The sequence below is a fragment of the Pseudoalteromonas shioyasakiensis genome, from assembly GCF_019134595.1.
Taxonomy (GTDB): Bacteria; Pseudomonadota; Gammaproteobacteria; order Enterobacterales; family Alteromonadaceae; genus Pseudoalteromonas; species Pseudoalteromonas shioyasakiensis_A.
In genome coordinates, this window is sequence record NZ_CP077771.1 from 583,793 (window position 1) to 606,875 (window position 23,083).

The following is a 23,083-nucleotide window of genomic DNA, read 5'->3' on the forward strand; positions in this document are numbered from 1 at the left end:
CTGATTAGTTACAGATTAGCTTATATGTTGAGCTTTCGCGTATGACTTACATCAACTAAAACTTGGTTTTTTATGCGTAGAGAAGAGCGCCACAACAAGCACTAATAATACATACTTAGGCAGACTAGTCAGTAAAGTGGTGTTATCAAAATTTGTAGAAAAGGTGTTAAAAGCAAAATATAAATGCAGCGCTAAAAATGGTGTCAGCAATATAAAATATGAATATGCTTTATCCTTAAGGTACAGCGACTTACTTATGAGTAAAAACACCAAAAGTAACGCTAATAAAGGAAAGCCTAAAGTAACGATATCAACCATTGATAAAGCAAAGTTAGGTGACAAGTCATAAAGGGCTGAAAGTACTTCGGTTGGAATCGCAATAGCTGAACCATAGCCAATAACTGGTATAGATAAATAGGCAAATAAACAGCCAAAAATAAATAAAAGTAGTACGTTATATTTCATAACTCCATTCCATGGTTTGTTCATTATTAGTCTTACGCTAACTAATAATGAACAAATAATCCACTACTTTTTCAGTATCTTATACTATTAAAAGGTTTTAACTTTAAAGGCTAAGTGTTCTACCGCACAGCCTGTACTACTTGTGTTTACACGATAATAATGAGTGTTTTCAGTGGCATTTAAATCCAGTAAAAACTCATCATGCTGAGCGACTGCTTGTTGCTCTTGGGTTAGGCACATAGCCTGTACAAGCGAGCGTAATTTAGCATCTGAAAAAATGGTGCCGAAACGCTGCATCGGCAGTGGCGGAATGTTAATACTAGGGAGTGCATTATCAACAGTTCGTTTAGCTAGAGTAAAACCATCCTTTGTTACATCAATAACCGAACCTGCAGGCCAATAACTGATTGCTCCGCTGTTTTTAGCGTCAGATTTAACATGCACAACACCGCTTTTACCAATCACCGTCATTAGTGAGGTTTCACCTGCTCGAATTGATACAAGCGCTGTGGTCTCATCAATGCCAAAGCCATGCTGTTGCCCTGTATCTGCCAGTAATCTTGCCAAACGCATTGTTCTGTTACGCTCGCTAAAGTGTGTATCAAGAACACCGTAAGTAAAGCTGCCAAGTCCTCCTTGTTTTTCATAGGTAAGGCTATCAGCCGAAAGCTTATCTCCGCATTCATTTTCACAGCGCTCACTAGGTGGAGACACAGCAAACGAGCCTTCTCTCATTGCCGCTAAACTTGTGCCATTTGAAATCATCGGCACTGAGCCATAGCCATTTTCACCACCACTTTGCACCGCGGTACCTGCGCTTGTACCTACAAGTAATGGTCTTTGTAAAATTGATTGAGTCCATGGGTATTGCTTACCCTCTTCATCAAAAAGTACTTTTCTGGTTAAACTCTGATCGCCACCGTTAAACATCATCCCCGTCGCGTTTTCAATCAGTTTAACTAAATGATCGACCCCTTTATCACAAAGCGCTTTTTCGGCCTTAATTCGATCAGGGTAAATTGTCTCACGATTAAAAACGCCCATAGAGTCAGTGCGTAAAGAATCCAACCTGTCACATTGCTTACTGGTAATCGCTTTTGCTAAGGCGGGTGTTAGCGGTAACCAGCTTGATTCTACGCCCTTAAAGTTTAATACCCCTTCATAAAAGTCAGCTGATTCATATGGGTCTCTGCTTGAAGCCGTAACCGCTAAAATTTTTGGTGATTCGGTGGTTGTTTTTAATGAAGCAGCAACAAAGTCTAAAATATCATTGGCTGCACTTTCGTTATTATCGCTTGTACTAACCTGCTCTTTTTGACGGCTAGAATCAGCATTTAATACAGCAACTTCGAGTGAGTCTATGACAAAGTTGTATTCTGAATCAGTGAGTTCGTTTAGTAACTTGTTATCTAAATCACGCCATGCCCATAAAATATCACTTTTAGTGATCACACCTGACTTTTCACGTGCAATCTGTGCTAATACCTTGAGCGTTTGCTGACGATTTTTTTTATTCTTGCTTGGCCAATTTGTCTTTATTGCAGATAAAGCATCATTATTTAATCGAAATTGATTATTCTGTTTACCACTAATCTGTTTATTAGAAAGACAGTTTTTAGGGTTCATACTTGAGCACGTGGTCAAAGATCCACCGACTAAAACCAACGTTTGCTGTTGATCATTTGCATAGACTTTGCTGCCAAATGATGCGAAAAACAAACCAAATACCAAAGAAAAAGCTGAAGTTTGATATTTAGTCTTTTGCTCCTTAAGGATGTTCATATTGTTACACTCTTGTAAAAAAATATTAGAAAATTGCTTGCGCAGCTTTTTGTTGCTTGCTATAAAAAAAAGGAACATTTAAAACGCGAGTAAGCTAGCACTGTATCGCTAGCTTTGTCAAAAGACCTTACGGATTGGAATTATGTTGAAAAACGCATTATCGCTTTGCACATATTTCTACTCTCCACACTACCTTTCGGAGTGGTTTGACGAGTAGCCACACCTCACTTCCTGTGAGGGGCTAGTTGTGTCTATAACCCACTGCCCTGTCTAAAAAATTATAACAATTATTCAAAACGTCACGGTTTTGCCGTGTGTTTTTTAAGACAAAGGTAAATCAATATGTTTCGTCAGTTATCAATTGCTGTAGCAATCAGTGCTGTGCTGTGCCCAGTACAAACTGTGTATGCTCAAAACGACCAACAATCAGAAAAAATTGAACGAGTAGAAGTAACAGGATCACGAATTAAAGGGGTTGATTTAGAAGGAACCATCCCGCTTACCGTGCTTGACCAAGATGCTATCAAGCGCTCAGGAGCGAACACCATTCATGAGTTATTAAAAGATTTATCTGTATTCAAAGGCGGATCAGGTACCTTTTCGACATCTGAAAGCGGTGGTACATCAACCTCAACGCCAGCGGGTCAATCTGCTGCAAGCCTACGTGGTATGGGGCCCTCAGCTACATTAACACTGATTAATGGGCGGCGTGTAGCACCTAGCTCGTTCGCAGCAGGCACTGAAAACTTTGTCGATGTGAACTCAATTCCACTTGCTGCAATCGAGCGCATTGATATTTTAGCCACTGGCGCATCAGCAATTTATGGTGCTGATGCTGTCGCTGGTGTTATTAACTATATTCTCAAAGATGACTATCAAGGAGCTGAAGTAAATACTTCTTACACCAATAGTTTTGACAGTCATGACGAAGCTAAAAAGCAGCTTAACTTAGTCTACGGAACCAATATCGGTGAAAGTAATTTAACGGTATTTGCTGATATATACGACCGCAATGCCTTTAAAGCAACCGACAGAAGTTATACCGCAACACCTAATCTAGTGAATGGTTACTCATATTTACCGAAGCTTGAGAACTCACCAAACATTTATTATTACAGCAGTCGAGATGGCAATGAACTACCAGCGCCAAACTGTAAAACAGAGCTTGTCACGACTGAGTATGGTGAGCAAATTTGTGCTTACTATGCAAACCAAGATGATTACCTAGAAACCCCATTTGAAAGCCTTTCAACTGGCTTTATGTTTAACAGCACCTTAGGTGATTTAGATTGGCATACCGATTTCTTCTATAGCCAAACTAAATCAAAAGCCTATTCATCACCTGCACCAATCAATCAAATAAACGACGATGATGGTCCGTTTATCATAGAAGATGCGCTATTCATTTATGATAACGCTGATGGTAGTAACGACTTAATGGACCAGCTTTATATTGATCCATTTACCACTCAAGCGGGTCGAGAAGTGTATGGCTTTGCATTTGATGCACGTTTTAATTCACCACGTACTGTCGAAGTTGAAACTAAAAACTTTCGCTTAGTCAGTAGCCTAGGCGGTTACATTGGTGATTGGAGTTGGGAGTCAGGGGTAACATTTTCTCGTTCTAAGTCAGAGCAAGAAGCGATTGATGGTATTTACAACCGCTACCAATTTCATTCTGCAATCACTGGTGAATTATGCTCCGACGGATCATTAGCTACATACGATGGAACACAGCTCAATTGTTCGCAAGGTCAGTTAATGCCATTCTACAACCCTTTTTTACAGGGTGATGCTAATAATGATGCAGTGCTTGATCTTGCAAAGGCAAACCCAAGCAGAAGCGGTGAAAGTACAGTATACGGTTGGGATTTAAACTTTAATGGCGATTTATTTACGTTTAATGAGCTACCCATTTATGCTGCATTTGGTATTGAGGCTCGCCGAGAAGAGTTAAAAGATATCCCGTCTTTAGACTCACAAGCGCGTGCTGAAAATGGTTATTTAGTTGATGTTTTTGGTTTTGGCTCGAGCTTATCAGAAGCAGACCGTACGCAATATGCTGCATTTGTAGAATTGAATATGCCAGTTACTGAACAGCTAGAACTGCAACTTGCTGGTCGTTACGATCATTACGATGACTTTGGTGGAACGTTTAACCCTAAAGTGGGTTTAAGCTACCGCCCTTCAGATTCTCTGATCATTAGAAGCTCTTGGTCAACGTCGTTTAGAGCACCGTCATTAACTCAAGCTGGCGTAAAATTACGTACCACACAATCAAGCTTTGATTGCGGCGCAAATCAGGCTGTAGCAGATTTATACTGTATGGGTGATGGTACAGAAGTCAGTGTTAACAGCCTAGAACTTGGTAATCAAGCACTCAAAGCCGAGGAATCTGAAGCACTCAGCATTGGCTTTGCATGGAGCCCATCTGTAAATACCAACCTTACTGTCGATTATTGGCATTTTGATCATGAACAAGTTATCGATACCAACATGACTGCAGTGCTAGATAGAGCAATCACGGATGCTTCTCTTCGTCACTGTGGTTTAGTACCACAAGGCCAACAAGGTATTTCGTACGAACAGCAGCTGTGTGAAGTAACCGATAATGCAGGCCTTAATATCGAGAGTGATGGCGCCAATCTCTCAGAGATCCTAACAAACTATATTAGTGAATTTGACCCGCGAGAAGATGAGCTATTCCTGCCACTATTTAGAGATCATGTTATTCCACTTGAAAATACAGGCACACAAACCTTAGCGGGTATCGACTTTAAGTTCGATCATCGTTTTCTCTTTGCACAAGGTAATTTAACGCTCGCTTTTGATGGTACACACTATTTAGAGTTTGAGAGAAATAAACCAGGTTCAGATGCAATCGAAAAGCTAATCGGCACTTATCGCTACTCTGAAAATGTAGGCAGATTCTCTATCGATTGGGATGCCGAGAGTTATTACATAAATCTAGGTGCCAATTATACCAGTAGCTATGAGGATGATATTGAAGGGATGCGTGGCCGTGAAATAGATGAGTTAGAAGAACTTGGCGAGCTTAATGATGAGTTGAAGCGTGATGTTGATGACTGGCTAGTATGGGATTTATCAGCCGGATATTTTATCAATGATGCATTATCAATCCGTGCTCGTATCGATAATATCTTCGATAAAGAACCGCCTAAACTATATGGTTCAAGCCGAGGTTTTGATTCTATAAACCATAATGCTTATGGCAGTCGCTATACGTTAAGTTTGAGCTATCGCTTTTAGCAAGGTATGGGCGGTTAAATACCGCCCACAATATGCAATTCATTAAACAATACGACTCAATCTTACTACACTCAGTGTTTTTCTTTATTAGCAAGGGATACAATACCTTGCTTATCTAAAAACCCGAATTAACTTAAGTGATTTTATGAAAAACAAACAGTTTGCGATGCCTGATGCCAGCATCATTTTGTTGTGCGTCGCCGTTATCGCCTATTTTGCCAGTTTATTTATCACCCCCGGTGTCTTTAATGCCGAAAAAGACAGTCATAGTGTTGAGTTATCTCAATATCAAACAGTTTCTGACCATACCCCGCCAGCGCTTTTTGCAGAAGGTGGCGAAATTGGCCTAGCTAATGTCTTATTTGAAGGGTTAGTGTCTGGTGATAAGTATGGCGCAGCGATTGGTGTAATGGCGTTTATTTTAATCACTGGCGGCGCGTTTGGGATTATCTTAAAAACCGGTGCGATAAATAACGGCATAATGGCACTGATCAATAAAACACAACATATTGAGTGGGTATTCATTCCTTTATTGTTCGTGCTTTTCTCTTTAGGTGGTGCGGTTTTCGGCATGGGTGAAGAAGCTATCGCCTTTTGTATTGTATTATTCCCGATTATGAAGCAACTTGGCTATGACGCAAAAGTAACGGTATTAACAACCTATGTTGCTACACAAATTGGCTTTGCCACCTCATGGATGAACCCATTTAGCATTGCCATAGCTCAATCAATTGCTGAAATTCCCGTTTTTTCTGGCGCAGGGTTCAGAATGGTTGCTTGGTTTGTTTTTACTTCATTTGGTCTTGTATTCACCATTCGCTATGCCAATTCTATCAGAGCAACTAAACAACACTCTAACCAACACAAAGACAGCACAATAAGTTTAGATAATGCAGATAAACTAATCTTAATGACTTTTATTGCTGGCATTGTTTGGGTTATTTGGGGTGTGATGGCTAGGCAATATTATATTCCTGAATTAGCAGCGCAATTCTTTTGCCTAGGTATTGCTTGTGCTGTAATTGCCAGCCTATTCAAAAAACAAACTGCCAATGAAAGCGCAAATGCATTTAAAGAAGGTGCCCAAGAGCTCCTACCTGCAGCGCTTTTAGTGGCACTTGCTAAAGGGGTTATTTTAATACTTGGCGGTAGCGACTTAACATCGCCTTCAACTTTAAATACTTTGCTGTACTATAGCGCCACCAGCATCTCAGTTGTGCCCGATTATATTGCAGCTTGGGGCATGCTATTATTTCAAAGTGTCTTTAACTTCTTTGTTTCGGCAGGCTCTGGACAAGCAGCCATAACAATGCCGCTAATGTCACCGCTCGGTGATTTGTTAAATATCTCACGTCAAATTGTGGTGTTGGCATTTCAGTTGGGTGATGGTTTAACGAATATTTTTATTCCTACTTCTGCTAGTCTCATTGGCTGTTTAGGGATTGTTAAATTAGATTGGAGTGAATGGGCACGTTTTATTTGGCGCTTCACTTTAGCTTTGTTTGGCCTTGCCAGTGGCTTTATTTTCCTCGCACACTTTATTAACTATCAGTAAAAGATTTAATTATGTTAACACTTATAAAAGGCGCAGACGTTTTCGCCCCCTCACCTTTAGGCATTCAAGATGTTCTTATTGCTGGCGGAAAAATAGTTGATATACAGCCTGAAATCACTATCGATACTTATCAGGAGATTACCACGGTCGATGGCACTCATTGTATTTTGGCCCCGGGGTTTGTAGATTCACTTGTTCATATAACTGGCGGTGGCGGCGAAGCTGGCTTTGCAAGTAGAACACCAGAAATGAACCTGACTGATGCAACACTGCATGGTACAACAACCGTTATAGCAGCCCTTGGCACTGACTCAAGTAGCCGAACTCATAGTAACCTGATTGCTAAAGCAAAAGAGCTAAAAGAGCTTGGGCTCAACGTTTTTTGCCATTCGGGCTCATATCATTTACCTGCGAAAACACTGACAGGCTCAATCACCAGCGACTTAATGTACATAGATGAGTTTATTGGCGTGGGAGAAGTGGCTATATCGGATCATCGTAGTAGCCAACCCACAGTGCAACAGTTGGCCGAACTGGCTGCTGAGGCAAAAGTGGCTGGCATGTTAAGTGGTAAAAAAGGCACTGTCAGCATTCATGTTGGTCCTGTTGATACACATTTATCGTTATTGCATGAGGTTGATAAACTAACCGATATTTCACTGGCACAATTTTACCCAACTCACATGAATCGAAATATCGACTTACTCAATGCTGGGGTAGAGTTTTGTAAAGCCGGTGGCACTATCGATTTTACAACAAGTACAACAGAGTATGACCTTGCGCATGGTGAATACTCTGCCGCACACGCCCTTGCTTATTGCCTTGAGAATAAAGTCGACCCAGCAAAACTAACCATGAGCTCTGATGGCCATGCAAGCCTCCCGATTTTTGACAAAAGCTATAACCTGCTCGGCCTTGAAGTAGGCAAAGAGTCCACATTGCATGGCTCGTTTGTCGAAGCAGTGCAAAAATTTAATGTTTCGATTGAACACGCTTTAATGGCGATTACATCAAACCCTGCACAAATACTGGGTATAAATAAAGGTGTAATTAAGCAAAATGCAGATGCCGATCTTGTGTTACTTAATAAAACAACGCTTGCGCCAACAGAATGTTGGTCAAAGGGTGTTCATATGGTAAGCAAAGGTAAAGCCCTTATTAAAGGCGCCTTTGAATAAGGCCGCAATCGCGGCCTAAACAGTATCCGAAATTCGAGTAACAAGTAGTTGCTCGACTTTCACTCCTTCAACATCGACAACCTCAAACTTATAGCCAGCATAGTTTATAAACTCTGCGCGTTTAGGCAGGCGTTTCATGGTGTAGATCAAAAACCCTGCGACTGTTTCGTAATGAGATTGTTCAGGGAATTCTTCAATTTCAAGGACTTTAGCAAGCTCAACCACAGGTGTTAAACCATCAACTAACCAAGATGAATTATCACGTTGAATAATTAACTCTTCACCCTGGTGGCTAATTAAGTCGCCCATAAACCCTTTCATTAAATCTTTAACAGTAACTATACCTACCATTAGCGCGTACTCATTAACCACTACGGCAAACGGCTCTGCCGCTTTTTTGAAAGTATTTAGCGCCTCTGAAAGACTCAATGTTTCTGGGAGATAAAAAATATCTTGGCTTATTAATTCTTTATCGATTTCAGCGGTTTGCCCTTTTAGCACCTTGCGAAGGATATCTTTTGATTCAACCGAGCCAATTAATTTATCTAAACTACCATCACACACTAAAAAGTGATTATGAGGGTGCTCAATAATTTTGGTTGCAACTTCTTGAGCATCAGCCTTTACATCAAAAAACACAATTTGATCGCGAGGAGTCATCACACTCGATAAAAAACGTGCCTCTAAATCAAATACATTGCCAATTAGCTCATATTCTTGTTGCTGTAAGCTGCCGTACTCTGCCCCTGCATCCATCATCGCAACGATGTCTTCTGTGGTGACAATATCTTCTCGTTCAGCGGGTACTTTAAACGCGCGTAAAACCAAATTAGTTATACCATTAAAGAATACAACAAAAGGAGTGAGCGCAAAGGTCACCCAGCGCATAATGGACACCACGTTTACCGCAACCGCCTCTGGCATAATCATGGCTAACCGTTTAGGTAATAAATCAGCAAATAGAATAAACAAAGAGGTAATACTCAAAAACGAAATTAAAAAGCTGATTTGGCTCAGTAACGGGCCTTGATAAATCATGCCTAAGATTTGTTCTATGTAAGGAGATAAGGCTTGCTCACCAACAATACCACCTAAAATGGCAATAGCGTTCAAGGCAATTTGTATCATGGCAAAAAATGCCCCAGGTTGCTCTTGCAAGCTAAGCACTGCTTGGGCTTTTTTATTACCCTCGTCCACCATCACTCGTAATTTGATCTTACGAGATGCCGCAATCGCAATTTCGCTCATTGCAAACAATGCACTGATCAAAATTAAAATCATGATAATGAGTAAATCACTCATTGTAGCTCCTAATAATTAAGCGCATTCAGAGTGTTGAATGCAAACAACTTTTTGCTCGTTTAGGCTACATAGAGTTTGGCGAGAATGGACAAAAAGCAGCTGATTATAGCCACTTTGTAGTAATCAACAAGTGCTATTTTTAATCGTTAGCAGCAAAGCCTTTATTTAATTTTTCAAGAGTCACAGGATTGATATTTTTATTGCAGGCAAAGAATAACTGAGGTGTGCCAACGGGCAGTTTTAATATCGGTTTTAAATTCTCAAGGGTATTGTCATTATCGCGCTCATATTTAAATTGTTCATCGCTGAGGATAACTAAATCGATACTTGAGCGTCTGCTTTTAAGTACATCATAAATGTTGTCAAAACTATCAAGTAAGATCAGCTGATTACGTTCATCAAAGCCGTTTTCTTTTAAGTAAATATGTGAATAGTTATTTTTTAATACTGCAATTCGGTACTTTTTAGCTTCGTCTATGCTCGCTATTTTTAATTGCTCAGATTTAAACGAATAGAACGACGCCGAAAAACCACCTATTTGCGCTATCCAAGTAAATTTATCTTCACGTGCCGGAAGCCTTGCCATAGAAAAGATGCAGGTATTGCTATCACGCAATGCAGCATTATACGAAATTGACCAAGAATTTACTGACAGCTTATAATCCACGCCACTTTTTTCTAAACCTGATTTAACTTTATCAACCACAGTGCCAGTTAATACGCCATTTTCATCTAGGTATTGAAAATTAGGGAAATTTTCGGTCACCACAGTGATCGCTGCAAAACAAGGTTGCAGAAAAAGCAGCAATGACAGGGTTAGAATTGTGCGCATAATGAGCAATACCAAATAAATTATAATTATTTTTTATAATAATATAGCTCGAAGTTGCAGATATTGAAATATTATTTAGTAAAAAGGAATGAGCGGAAACTGGGTGTTTCCGCTCTAGAGTCAATTACTTATTCATTGCATTAATTAAAAACGCTGAGATTTTAGCGCCTTCTCTTAGTGTTGTTTCAGAACTTGTCTGACCGATTAATGAGCTGTCGGTAAATGGCGCAATTTCCATCATGTCAGCACCAGTAATTGGGAATTCATCAGCTAATGCAACTAGAATGTCTAATGCATGCTGAGGTGTTAAACCACCTGCTTCTGGTGTTCCTGTCGCTGAAGCAAAGCTTTCATCAAGTGCATCAATATCAAAGCTCACATAAAGCTCATCAACATTATCTGCTTTTAGCTGCGCAATAACCTCTTCGGCAACAGCTTTAGCGCCACGTTCGATGATTTCGTGTGCCCAATGTTGTTTAACACCAAACGTGTCTTCCCAGTGTTGCTTAGGCTTTCCACTAGAGCGAATACCAAATTGAATTAAGTTACGTGGAGCTGGTAAGTACTCAAGAATATGTGTACACCACGAACCAAAGCATAAATCGATACCTAAACGTTCAACTAGTAAGTCTGTATGAGCATCAAAATGGATGATTGCAGTGCGTTTACCTGCATCACGCTTTGCTTTTAAGTAAGCTTTAGTCAGCGGGTAACTAATTGAATGGTCGCCACCGATACCAAAAATCCCCTTATCAGGGTAGTTAGCATAAAAACCATCACAGACATCTTCAGTGATAGACAAAGGCGACACATGGTATTCGCTGTCTTCATCAGCATATAACGCCTTTTGGCAGTTTGTAATGGTCGCATCGTTAAGATATTTATCATGTAATAAATGTGGGATCACACGAACATCGCCTAAATCAAAAGCACGTGCTTGTGGTTGTTGATCAATCAAGGTAGAGCGTAAAAATAATGGGCCCCAGTTTGCTCCACGCAAAATACCACCGCCACAATCAGAGCTAATACCTAAAATTACCGCTTTGTGCTCAGACTCTGCCAGTGTTTCAAGTGACTCTTTCCAAAGCACATCAACATTGTCTGTTTGGCCGTATAATTTTGTACGCAGCGCATCTTTACGTTCTTTTGCTGTATTAACTGTAAATACGCCATCGCCAGGAGGACAAAGACACTGACTTAGTTTTTCGTGGAATGCTTTTTGTGTGTTACTCATCTCTACTCCGCTGATCTTTATCTGCATATTCATGCGTAATTAAAAAAATTACGCAATCAGGTTTGTGTATAGCCTGGATTTTTGAGACTCAACAATCACTTGCTCAACCAAACCAATAACTCACTGATATTAAATGATTATATTTTTAATGCAGATGAATTTAAACTGCTCTAGTCAAATAAGAGCGCTGTATTTTGGCAGGTATAACATGCGCGAAAAGAAAGTCAAATTTTGCGGCAACCAAGGCGATTGCCGCTATAGATTTATATTCAAACGAAGTGAATACTCATTATTCGTAGCCTCTTGGCTTCTTAGTTTTGATTACTGCAATGTATGCATGCCAGCTGGCGTAGCTCAATAAAGGCATAATCACAATAAACCCAGCAGTGCCTGTAATAAAACCGACAAACACTAAACACAAGATCAAGCCAGCCCAAACAACCATAGCACCAAAATTGGTTTTAACCGCGTTCATCGAAGATATTACCGCAGTCATAATATCAACGCGGCGTTCCATCATGATTTGCGGGGTAAATGCTGAAATCGCAAATACAGTGACCAATAAAATACCACCAACAATACTACCAAGCGTTAAAAACGCAGATAGCTGCTCAAAACTCGGATTAACAACGTTCGGATACAATGCATGAATAAGCGCAGCTAAGCGCATCCAAACAATCATAATTACCATTAATAACACCGCAAAGCCCCATTCACCTGCGGGGTTTCTAAACATCGATTTAAGGCTGTGCATTAAAGTGGGTTTATGGCCTTTTTCAAGCTCCCAAGCAACGTCGTAAAGGCCTGCGGCAAAAGCAGGGCCAATTAATGCAAAGCCAACGACTGCAGGCAATATGACTAAGTGTGTATCAAACTGATAAACAAAATACATGATAGTCGCCGGTATCAAAGTAAATACTAATCCGTAGACTAGACTCAGTATGGGCGCATTAGCGATATCTTTAAATGCAAGTGCTAACCAATGAAAAGGCGCACCAATTGAAATTTTCGAGCTTTCTAAACAGCGTGCAAACTCATGGTGTTTACTCATAGAAGATGAAGCAGGCATAATATATCCTCTTTTATCGTTACTTCTTTAGGTTTAGGTTATCTGTGCAATTCTTGCAACATTGATGATCTAATAGGACATCTGTCCTGTACTTTAAACACATATGATTAAAGTATTACGCTTTAGACAAAAATAAGGTTTAATAATGGAAAAGGTATTTCACTTAGGGCTCACTCGTCAGGACTTAAACGGCGCAACCCTTGCGATTGTCCCAGGCGATCCTGACCGTTCAGCACGCATTTCTACACTTCTCGATAACCCAGAATGCTTAGCGAAGACCCGTGAATTTCATGTATACCGAGGTGAGCTTAACGGCCACAGTGTTGTAGTTTGTTCTACCGGTATTGGCGGCCCATCTACATCAATCGCTGTTGAAGAGCTTGCTCAGCTAGGTATTGATACCTTTTTGCGTATTGGCACAACCGGTGCAATTCAGCCACACATTAACGAAGGCGATATTTTAATTAGCCAAGCTTCAGTCCGTTTAGATGGTGCTAGCCAGCATTTTGCACCACTAAGCTACCCTGCGGTGTCTGACTTCTTTGCAACACAAGCGATGGTAAATGCATGTGATAAGCTAGGAATTAACTTCCACATTGGTATTACTGCATCGAGTGATACTTTCTACCCGGGTCAAGAGCGTTACGATACCTACTCAGGCTATGTTCCTCGCTCATTCCAGGGCAGCTGTGAAGAGTGGCAAAAGCTAGGTGTGATGAATTATGAAATGGAATCAGCAACACTATTTACTATGTGTGCCGCCCTTGGCCTACGCGCAGCATGTGTTGCAGGTGTATTAGTAAATCGTACTAAACAAGAAATTCCGAATGTTGATCACGGCGAGATTGAGAAAAAATCAGTCGCCGTCGTCATTGAAGCTGCAAAACTATTGCTAAACTAGCCTTCAACTAGTTTAGCAACACAGTGCTCAAATGCTGGTGGGTTTTTAAAGCTTGCCAGCACACTTTTAGCCACCTCATATTGATTTTCTGCCCCTTGTGTTTCTAACAAGGTAATTGATTTAACCGTCTTATCATCAAAAGTTAAACCCGCAAGATAAAACTGACTCAATGCACTTTGTAATGGCGAAAGGCTTGGGCTATAAGCAGCATTTTCGGCATAACTTCCGTAAAAATCACCTTCATGAAAAGTCGTTAATTTTACCGCACTAAAGTTACCTGTGTATGGCACGTATGCATTGAGTGCCAGTTGAGTAAGTTTAGTATCATCAATCGTAAGATCAGCAAACTGTTTATCGCTTTGCTTATGCGAGAATAAACACGCTTCGTTGCCTAAGTCTTTCGGGCCAAATGAATAAGGTAATAACTCATGAAGATTAAAATCGCGCTCTGGCAATAAAATTTCAAGTGAGTCTGCGGTGCTCAATTCATTCATAAATTGTCGACAGTAACCACATGGTGCATCACTAATGGCAATTTTTAACACTGCTTGCGCGCCATTAAGCCATGCATTATTAATCGCTGATTGCTCAGCATGAACGACTAAACTCAATGCTTGATGAGAAAACTCAACATTAGCGCCAAAATAGAAATTTGTTTCGCCTTGCTTGTTTAACCCTACTGCAATAGCGCCCACATAGAATTTAGAAATAGGCGCCACAGAAAATAAACTTGCGACGGGTACACAGGCTTTTAGTAACTCAAGTTGGCTAACTTGAAACTGCTGACAAAGAGAAGAAATATCAGATTGAGATAAGATGCCACGTTGCTGTTTTAGCTGGGCAAAAAGAGAATTTTTTTGTTGTTCATTGAAGCTAAACGGCTCTGAATTTTGAGCTAGTTTGCTTGCATCTATCCTAGTTGCTGTCATAACAAATTATAATTATTAATTGGCTAAACAGTTTAAAAGGTTACGTAGTGAATTACTAGGTTTTGGCGTTAAACATCAAGGTAAATCGCACAATAAAAGCTAAAATTTAGCGGTATTTGTAAGCCAAGATATACACAACAAAATAGCAATGACTAGCTCGACCAATTATTGACGAACCAGCCAATTTTTTGCTTTGTTAAAACATTCAAAGTTTTCAGCTTGTAAGTTATAGCGCTTTGCTTTTTGCATAAATAAGTCGTGCATAAAACCATCAAAGCTTACGACAATTGCTACAACAGCTTCTTTCAAAGAGTTTGCCACTGCCGGCATAATGGTGAATAAATCAGCAGGTGCGAAATTGTGCGTCAATTCAGACACATCAACAAGTATTTTCTCTGACCCATATAATACTGAGTATTGTTGGGCAATTTGGTAAAAATTAATCACATCCTGTGCACTAGCAGTCCCTCTTAACGTCATCATCACGAGTGACGTCGATGCATCATATGTGATGCAAGTAGACACGTTTGGCATAAGTTACTCTAAAAAAGCGTGGGGATCGATTTGGCTTAACGGCAGCTGAATCAAAAAGCTGGGCTATTTTATTTATATCGCCTCCTTAGTCAATACCTAGCAATAAAATAGGTATGACCAGTTGTAAAATTCAGATTTTAGGATTAGATCTAAATTAAGGAGTTGTTACCCGAATTCATATCCCATTTACTTTAAACACAAGTATGAGTTTTCCTTTCATAGAATCAGCTTTTTCAGATAAACCTATATTTAGTTAAAATTTATAATATTTAGCGTTATTTAGACAGTAAAATGGGTGAGCGCTTTTTGTACTCACTTTTAAATGGATTGGTGTGTCATGAAAGCGCGATTGGTTTTATTATTTTGTTCTATCTTGTTGATTTTATTATTTTCAACCCCAACTAAAGCGATGCCCATTAAAGAGTTTGAAAAGCTTAGAACCTCAATAAGGCAAAGTTACGCCAGTTCACCTCAAGAAGGGCTCGAGTTTGTCAATGCACTGATTGAAACGACCGAACTCACCTTAGAACAAAAGATTATAGTCACTAATTATAAAGCTTGGTTTTTACTTGAAACTGACAAATTAGAGCAAGCCATGGAAACCATTGTTAAGTATATGAATATGGTTTCTCAGTCTAATGAAAAAGACCTTATGTATGGCTATTTCAATATTTCAGGAGGCATTTATGCGCGCTTAGGTCTATATGAAGAAGCCTTAGCTTATTATCGTGATGCCATGCCATTTGCACAATCTCGAGATGAACGTTTGGTTTATCAAACTGAAAGTAATATTGCTTTGGTAAAGCTACGCTTAAACCGTTATAAAGAAGCTGCTGAGTCGTTCACATACTATCGAGATTATGCCCACAGTAAAAATCAAACGCTCAACCAATCATTTGCAAGTAATAACTTAGCGCTTGCTTTAATTGGCTTAAAACAGTATCCAGAAGCACTCATGGTTATCAATGAAGCTATAGAGTTACAAAGCCAACACAACTACACCACTCACCTTGCTGCAAGCCTTGCTCTAAAAGCAAAAGTATTACGTTTTCAGGGTTTTTTAGAAGACTCAGAAAAAGTACTTAACGAGGCTTCGGCACTTATTGAAAATAAACAGCTTGAGAATGAGCAACTTAATATTATTTTATGCTTAGCAGAAACGTATGAAGCACAAGGACATACTGACAAAGCGCTCGATACACTTGCATCCGTTGATACACACACTGTTAGCCATACTAATTTTGAAGCCCTGTTATCGATTGCAAAATTAACTGCACAGCTTTACGAACAACAGAAGAATTATGCAAATGCACTAAGCGCTTATAAGCAATACTCGTACATTAACGAAGCTATTTTAACCAGACAAGCCAAAGTCAATTTAGCAAAAGCGCTTGCAGAAGCCGATGTTGCCGCAAAAGAAGTAAGAATTTCTAACTTAACTCGTGCTGAGCAAATTAAAGCCACCAAAGCGAATGCATTTAAAGACCTCACGATTGTAGTAAGCATCTGTTTAGTTGTTATTTTATTTGGCTCATTTATCGCAATTAACAGCATAGACAAACAAAAACAAAAATTAGCTAAAGCATTAGAGCAGTTAAAAGATACGCAAGATCACCTGATTGAAATCGAAAAAATAGCCTCTTTAACAGCACTTGTATCCGGTATGGCGCATCAACTTAACACCCCTATAGGGACCATAGTGACAGCAAGTTCATTAATAGATGATTACATGGAAGGTTTAGAAGAAAAATTTAAAGCCCGAGAGCTCTCTAGCAAGCATTTTCATAAGTTTATAACCGATACTAATAGCGCTAAAGAGCTGGTGATCAGTAGCATTAACCGACTTGCCGGTATAGTCGAGGAATTCAAAGCGCTCAATGTGTCTATACATCTTGATAAACCAATGAGCAAAATACACCTTCCAAGCTTTCTCAATCATCGTTTATGCCCTTTAAGTAAACATTTAGGTAAACAGATTGACTTTAAAATTCATGGCGATGAGGCAGTTATTACATCTTATCCAACTATCATAAGTGATGTATTAAAAACCTTGGTTATTAATTCCTGCGAGCATGGCTTTGTTAATTCTGACCAAGGTGTCGTCGAAGTAATAGTTAAAGCCTATACACATGTAGTTGAAATTACCTACCAAGATAACGGAGTTGGGATAAGCGACGAAATACTTCATGAAATATTTACGCCATTTTACACCACTAATTTAGGCGGTAATCATTTGGGGCTTGGTTTAAACGTAGTATTTAACGCGGTTAAATATAATCTAAGAGGGAAAATCGGCGCCGAGTCATGTAACCACGGCGCACGATTTGTTATTAGCCTACCAATCGATGCTCGATTGATTGATGATACTAGCTATTAACCAGTATTACGCATTCCTGCAGCGATACCTGTCATAGTGATCATCAAGGCATTATCAATATCGCCTGCAGAGCTTTCATCTGCTTCGCGTGAACGACGCAGTAACTCAACTTGTAATAAGTTAAGTGGATCTGTGTACGGGTTACGAAGCCCGATTGACTCTTTGATCCAAGGTTGGTCTGCAAGTAAGCTCTTTTGTGGGCTAAGCGATTGAACAAGCTCAATAGCCTCGCTCAATTCCTGACGTAACTTCACACCTAATGGCTTATATTGCTCAGTTACTAGTGCATCATCGTAATGCGCACTTAACCATGTATCAGCTTTACTAAATACCATCTCTAGCATCTCTAAACGAGCACGGAAGAATGGCCATTTTAAGCTCATTTCATGAAGTGTCTCGATGCCATACTTATCTAAAGCCGCTTTAAGACCTGTTAATGCACCTAACCAAGCTGGCAGCATTAAACGGTTTTGGCTCCATGCAAAAATCCATGGAATAGCACGAAGGCTTTCTACCCCACCGTTCGGGTTACGCTTCGCAGGGCGTGAACCAAGTGGCAGCTTAGAAAGCTCTTGCTCTGGCGTTGCCATTCTAAAGTAAGGAACAAAGTTTTCATCATGACGCACAACTTGGCGGTAATGCTCACAAGAATCAGCACTGATAAGTTCCATAACATCACGCCACTCGCTCTTCGGCTCTGGCGGTGGTAGCAAGTTACTTTCAAGAACAGCACCGGCATAAATATTTAAGCTTTGTAGCGCTACAGCAGGTAAACCAAACTTAAAGCGAATCATTTCACCTTGCTCTGTTACACGTAGGCCACCTTTTAATGAACCCGGAGGCTGTGAGCGAAGTGCTTGCGCAGCTGGAGCACCACCGCGACCGACAGTACCACCACGGCCGTGGAATAAAATAAGCTCAATACCGCGATTTTCGGCTAATTGAACCAGCTTATCCATCGCTTCATATTGTGCCCAACCAGCAGCCATCATGCCTGCATCTTTTGCTGAGTCTGAGTAACCAATCATGACATTTTGTTGGTTTTGAATATGACCTCGGTACCAAGTGTTATCAAGTAAACATTCGATAACCTCTTTACCATTGTTTAAGTCGTCTAACGTTTCAAATAATGGCGCAACCGGTAAGTTAAATTTACAACCACTTTCTTTAAGCAATAACTGCACTGCCAGTACATCAGATGCAGTACGTGCCATCGAAATAATATACAAACCAAATGTTTGTGCATCTTGCGCTGCGATTACATCGAATGTATCTAGCACCTCTTGTACTTCTGGGCTTGGTTGCCAATGTTTTGGAATTAACGGACGTCGAGAGTTTAGCTCAGCAAGTAAAAACGCTTGTTTGTCTTCTTCTTGCCATTGATGGTAATCACCTAAACCTAAATAACGTGTTAGCTCAGAGAAAACATCACCATGACGCGATGAATCCTGACGTACATCAAGTTTTGCAAGGCGTAGACCAAAGCTATTAATACGGCGCAGAACATCAAGCAGCAAGCCATCGGCAACTACTTTCATGTTGGTTTTAATCAGCGAGCGATAACACACTTCGATTGGGTGTTTAATTTGCGCGATATCAGTAATTAAATCTTCAGAATCAGTGCGCTTTTTCTTAATTTTAGCGCCCAAATGCGTCACAGTTTCAGCAATTTGATTCTTTAATTTTTTAAGTACTGCTCGGTAAGGTTCAAAGTCTTGGCCTGCAAGCTCAATAAGCTCATCGCTTGCATCCGACATTGATAGCTCATTACTTAGCGTTTCGATATCACGTGAATATAAATCCAGTGCCATCCAGCGGCCATGATCAAGTACTTGCTGAGTCACTTCAGCGGTTACAAACGGGTTACCGTCACGGTCGCCGCCCATCCAAGAAGTAAATTCAATTGGGCTGAAATCAATCGGCAGCTCAAGGTCAAGCTCTGCTTTTACGTCTTCGCCAAACTCGCGCAAGAAACGCGGTACGGCATGCCATAGGCTATTTTCTATTACCGCAAAACCCCATTTAGCTTCGTCAATTGGCGTTGGGCGTGAGCGACGAATATCGTCGGTATGCCACGCTTGGCTAATAAGTTGGGCAATGCGATTTAATAAATCTGCACGTTCACTTGGTAAATTGTCTTTACGCTCTAAAGAGGCAAGACAATCACTTAATTCAACGTGTTTATTGATCATTGTACGGCGTGTCACCTCAGTTGGGTGAGCCGTGAGTACTAAATTGATGTGGAGTTTTGAGAGTGTTTGTGCCAAGTGATTAGGATCAACTTGACCTTGCTTTGATGCTGTTGCTAACGCTTTTAATGTTTGAGTGAGAGGGTTTAGTTGGCAAAAACCAACATCATTAAAGCGTGATACGGTATGGAATTGCTCAGCAACATTAGCAAGATTCAAAAAATGATTAAATGAGCGTGCAACCGGTAATAGTTCTTCGTCTGTGAGAGCGTGTAGTACTTCGATAAGCGCTTGTCTGTCGGCTTCGTTACCACTACGTGACGATTTAGATAAAGCGCGAATCTCTTCTACCTTATCTAAAATGGCTTGTCCTTGTGCATCTTTAATGGTTTGACCCAGCATTTGTCCAAGCATACTAACATTACCGCGAAGTGCAGCGTATTGTTCACTCATTCTCATACTCCTTTCTTTAACTAAGTTGAAAGTACTTACTGCACAGTATCTAGCCAAGCACGAACGCAGCTAAATACTGATCCCTTTTATTAATATCATTGTCAGCGTTAATTTAATAGATCGAATTTTCTAACATACTCGTAAAAAAGAATAACCAATCTATAAACATAAAAGTGTAATAAATACGCAGCTTAGTCAGCTACTAAACGTTAAAGCAAGCCCAATTGGTAAAATGGACTTACCAATTACAAAGGTAAGATCCCCGTAAATTAAGGGATCCTTAAAGTTTGCATGGTCAAATCTTTACCCGTCTTTTTTATGTGTTTGTAGGGTTAGTTCAAGATAAGCTGAGCTACTATCATTTTATTAACTGGTGATAGTTTGAGCGAAAATATTTTCAACTATTTTTATAACAGGTCAAAAATGCAACTCTATATTTTGTGTGGTGCAAGCAGTGAAATTGCAAATGCCTATTTCACCAGTCTATATAAACAAATCAACACGGGTCATATCGTAACCATAAGTCGAGGTGAATTTAAGGGAAGTTTTAATGAGTCAACAAGCAATGAGATAAGCCACCAGCATTTTATTACTGATTACTCAGAGCAAAGCTTAAGCGGCATTGCTAAAGAACTTGCCGGTGGCCACTATGATTTAGCCCAGTTGATGATATTTAACGGCCTATTGCATGATCCAGATAATGCGCCTGAACGTAAACTTGAACAAATATCTGAGCAGCACTTTATAAATAGCATGACGACAAATGCTCTACTGCCAATTCGCTGTGTGACTTTATTCTCAACGCTTTTAAAGCCGCAAGTAGCAACAGTGATTTGTGCTCTTAGTGCACGTGTTGGTAGCATCAGTGATAACAAGTTAGGCGGTTGGTATAGCTATCGGGCATCGAAGGCGGCTTTAAATATGTTATTTAAATCTGCAGCGATTGAACTTAGCAGACGTTATAAAAAATGCCACTGCACGTTATTTCACCCTGGTACCACTGATACGCCATTATCAAAACCTTTTCAGGCAAATGTACCCGAAGGAAAGTTATTTACCCCTGAGTTTGTAGCTGAGCAGTTGTATTCATTGATAAGTGATGCTGACTATTTACAACAATCACAAAACCCTGCCTACTTTGACTGGCAAGGAAAACCCATAGACTGGTAACAGGAAATTTATGCATTTTACAAAACAAGCCATTGCTGATTTAGAAAACCGCTACCGCGCTCATTTAATTAATAGTTTGTCGGGGTTTAAAAGTGCCAACTTAATTGGCACACAAGATAATAATGGCCAAACTAATTTAGCGATTGTAAGTTCAGTATTTCATCTTGGGTCACATCCCCCTTTAGTGGGTATGATCATCAGGCCTCATTCAGTGCCCCGCCATACCCTAGAGAACTTATTAGCCACTAAGCAGTACACGATTAATCACGTGAACAAAGACATTTATAGCAAAGCACATCAAACATCGGCACGCTACGACAAGGACGAGTCTGAATTTGATGCAACAGGACTCAGTACTGAATACCTAAATGACTTTACAGCGCCGTTTGTTAAAGAAAGTAAGCTTAAATATGCTCTTGAACTTAAGGAGCATCACCACCTTGCCATCAATGGCACTGAGCTTATCATAGGTGAAATAACCGATATTTACTTAGATGAGGCTTGCCTGCAAGAAGATGGCTTTGTCGATATTGAAGCCATTGACACAGTCGCAGTGAGCGGGCTTGATAGTTACCATGTAACTGAACGTTTAGCCCGCTTAGCGTATGCTAAAAAGTAACCTTTAAGTTAAGCACTAGATTATAAATGGCTTAGGCGCATGGGTTAACATCTCAAAGCCAGATTCGGTGACAACTATGTCATCTTCAAGGCGCACACCACCATAGCCTGGTATATAAATGCCAGGCTCAATGGTGATCACATTACCAACTTCAAGGTTGTAGTCTGTCAATGTGTTGATAAATGGCACTTCATGTAAAAACAGCCCTAAACCATGGCCAAGACCAAGACCTGCGTATTCGCCAAAACCCGCATCAGCAATCACCTTGTTTGATATAGCATTTAAATCTAAACAATTAACACCCGGTTTAACCATTTCGAGTGCCGCATTTTGTGCATCAAGTACGGTATTATAAATACGGGTTTGTTTTTCTGACGCTTCGCCAATAATGTAGCTGCGAGTCATATCAGAACGATAGCCATTTACAACCGCACCAAAGTCAAGCGTTACAAAGTCACCTTGCTTTAAAACCTGATCTGACGGGTTACCGTGCGGCAAAGCTGAGCGCTCTGCAAACAGCATGATAGTAGCAAACGACATACCTTCTGAACCTAGCTTTTGCATTCTAAATTCAAGCTCTAAGGCAAGGTCACGCTCAGTCACACCCGGTTTAAAATAAGGTAGCGTTTGTGCTAATGCTTCATCAGCGATGGCCGCAGCAGCTTTAATTTGTGCAACTTCCCAGCTATCTTTAACGCGTCTTAGTTTTTCAATTAAACCGTTTACCGCTGTTAAAGTGTGGCCGCTTAGCTCATCTGCCACACCTTGCCAAATTGCTACCGTGACATAGCTTGCATCAAATGCGACATGGCTGTTTGGGTTAAGGTGTCTATTTATACAATGGCCAAGGGTTTCGTTGTCTCTGTCTCGACAAACAATTTCAAATCCTGTTGTTTCAGCAATTGCGCGTTGATGGTAACGATAATCAGTGATCAACACACACGCATTTTGAGTAATTAATGCATAAGCAGCATTACCGCTAAAACCACTTAAGTAACGAATATTTTCATGACCAAGTACTAACATGGCGCTGTAACCCTGTTGTTCTAGCAAGGCTTTAAATTCAGCTTGTCTTTTTAAGTAATTAACTTGCATTGTCGCTCCTTATTTTTTGCGCATGCTAACAGTTATAACCATAAATACGAATATTATGCGATTAGTCGCAGTGAGTTTGCATCGGGTGTTTACTCAAGCCACAATGCACAAAAAACCAAGGAGTACACA

At 40.2% G+C, this 23,083-nt stretch carries 17 protein-coding genes; 7 read left to right on the top strand and 10 right to left on the bottom strand.

Going from position 1 to position 23,083, the window contains the following annotated elements; translation table 11 throughout:
• Positions 1-51: 51 nt before the first annotated feature.
• Positions 52-465 carry a hypothetical protein gene (locus KQP93_RS20020; RefSeq protein WP_217876908.1) on the bottom strand — a complete coding sequence of 138 codons (414 nt, stop codon included), beginning with the start codon at positions 463-465 and terminating at the stop codon, positions 52-54.
• An 87-nt stretch (positions 466-552) separates the two neighbouring features.
• Positions 553-2,247, bottom strand: coding sequence for a cyanophycinase (locus tag KQP93_RS20025; protein ID WP_217876909.1), 1,695 nt, complete (start codon positions 2,245-2,247; stop codon positions 553-555).
• Positions 2,248-2,589: 342 nt separating this feature from the next.
• Here KQP93_RS20025 and KQP93_RS20030 point away from each other — a divergent pair, with 342 nt between their 5' ends.
• The 3 genes from KQP93_RS20030 to iadA all read left to right on the top strand — a co-directional run bounded on the left by KQP93_RS20030 (position 2,590) and on the right by iadA (position 8,250).
• On the top strand, positions 2,590-5,517 hold the full coding sequence (locus tag KQP93_RS20030) for a TonB-dependent receptor domain-containing protein (protein WP_217876910.1): 2,928 nt from the start codon (positions 2,590-2,592) through the stop codon (positions 5,515-5,517).
• Positions 5,518-5,662: 145 nt separating this feature from the next.
• Positions 5,663-7,072 carry a putative basic amino acid antiporter YfcC gene (yfcC, locus tag KQP93_RS20035; protein WP_217876911.1) on the top strand — a complete coding sequence of 470 codons (1,410 nt, stop codon included), beginning with the start codon at positions 5,663-5,665 and terminating at the stop codon, positions 7,070-7,072.
• A gap of 11 nt (positions 7,073-7,083) precedes the next feature.
• Positions 7,084-8,250 carry a beta-aspartyl-peptidase gene (iadA, locus tag KQP93_RS20040; RefSeq protein WP_217876912.1) on the top strand — a complete coding sequence of 389 codons (1,167 nt, stop codon included), beginning with the start codon at positions 7,084-7,086 and terminating at the stop codon, positions 8,248-8,250.
• Between the two features lie 15 nt (positions 8,251-8,265).
• Here the strand turns inward: iadA and KQP93_RS20045 are convergent, their stop codons facing one another.
• From KQP93_RS20045 to KQP93_RS20060, 4 genes are all read right to left on the bottom strand, one after another.
• Positions 8,266-9,552 carry a hemolysin family protein gene (locus KQP93_RS20045; RefSeq protein ID WP_217876913.1) on the bottom strand — a complete coding sequence of 429 codons (1,287 nt, stop codon included), beginning with the start codon at positions 9,550-9,552 and terminating at the stop codon, positions 8,266-8,268.
• Positions 9,553-9,691: 139 nt separating this feature from the next.
• On the bottom strand, positions 9,692-10,384 hold the full coding sequence (locus KQP93_RS20050) for a substrate-binding periplasmic protein (protein ID WP_217876914.1): 693 nt from the start codon (positions 10,382-10,384) through the stop codon (positions 9,692-9,694).
• A 124-nt stretch (positions 10,385-10,508) separates the two neighbouring features.
• Positions 10,509-11,618, bottom strand: a complete 1,110-nt coding sequence (locus tag KQP93_RS20055; RefSeq protein WP_054564099.1) for an arginase family protein — start codon at positions 11,616-11,618, stop codon at positions 10,509-10,511.
• A gap of 289 nt (positions 11,619-11,907) precedes the next feature.
• On the bottom strand, positions 11,908-12,687 hold the full coding sequence (locus KQP93_RS20060; RefSeq protein WP_054564098.1) for a DUF2189 domain-containing protein: 780 nt from the start codon (positions 12,685-12,687) through the stop codon (positions 11,908-11,910).
• A 145-nt stretch (positions 12,688-12,832) separates the two neighbouring features.
• Between KQP93_RS20060 and udp the strand changes: the two genes are divergently transcribed.
• The gene (udp, locus tag KQP93_RS20065; protein WP_058584290.1) at positions 12,833-13,588 is read left to right on the top strand and encodes a uridine phosphorylase; all 756 of its coding nucleotides are present in this window, start codon (positions 12,833-12,835) and stop codon (positions 13,586-13,588) included.
• Here the strand turns inward: udp and cdd are convergent.
• The gene (cdd, locus tag KQP93_RS20070; RefSeq protein ID WP_217876915.1) at positions 13,585-14,517 is read right to left on the bottom strand and encodes a cytidine deaminase; all 933 of its coding nucleotides are present in this window, start codon (positions 14,515-14,517) and stop codon (positions 13,585-13,587) included. The genes udp and cdd overlap by 4 nt on opposite strands.
• A gap of 165 nt (positions 14,518-14,682) precedes the next feature.
• Positions 14,683-15,051 (bottom strand): hypothetical protein, encoded by a 369-nt coding sequence (locus KQP93_RS20075; protein WP_217876916.1) that lies wholly within the window; start codon positions 15,049-15,051, stop codon positions 14,683-14,685.
• A gap of 337 nt (positions 15,052-15,388) precedes the next feature.
• Here KQP93_RS20075 and KQP93_RS20080 point away from each other — a divergent pair, with 337 nt between their 5' ends.
• Complete coding sequence (locus KQP93_RS20080) at positions 15,389-17,428, top strand: tetratricopeptide repeat-containing sensor histidine kinase (RefSeq protein ID WP_217876917.1); 2,040 nt, start codon at positions 15,389-15,391, stop codon at positions 17,426-17,428.
• Here the strand turns inward: KQP93_RS20080 and ppc are convergent.
• Positions 17,425-20,070 (bottom strand): phosphoenolpyruvate carboxylase, encoded by a 2,646-nt coding sequence (gene ppc, locus KQP93_RS20085; RefSeq protein ID WP_217876918.1) that lies wholly within the window; start codon positions 20,068-20,070, stop codon positions 17,425-17,427. The genes KQP93_RS20080 and ppc overlap by 4 nt on opposite strands.
• 423 nt (positions 20,071-20,493) lie before the next feature.
• On the opposite strand from ppc, the gene KQP93_RS20090 reads away from it, so the two are divergent.
• Together KQP93_RS20090 and KQP93_RS20095 are read left to right on the top strand one after the other, a co-directional pair.
• Entirely contained in the window at positions 20,494-21,240 is a 747-nt protein-coding gene (locus KQP93_RS20090) for an SDR family NAD(P)-dependent oxidoreductase (RefSeq protein WP_217876919.1), read from the top strand.
• Between the two features lie 10 nt (positions 21,241-21,250).
• Positions 21,251-21,859: a flavin reductase family protein gene (locus tag KQP93_RS20095; RefSeq protein ID WP_217876920.1), complete on the top strand. Its 609-nt coding sequence runs from the start codon at positions 21,251-21,253 to the stop codon at positions 21,857-21,859.
• Positions 21,860-21,874: 15 nt separating this feature from the next.
• Here the strand turns inward: KQP93_RS20095 and KQP93_RS20100 are convergent, their stop codons facing one another.
• A complete protein-coding gene (locus KQP93_RS20100; protein WP_217876921.1) occupies positions 21,875-22,954 on the bottom strand; it encodes a M24 family metallopeptidase in 1,080 nt (359 codons plus the stop codon).
• Between the last annotated feature and the right edge of the window lie 129 nt (positions 22,955-23,083).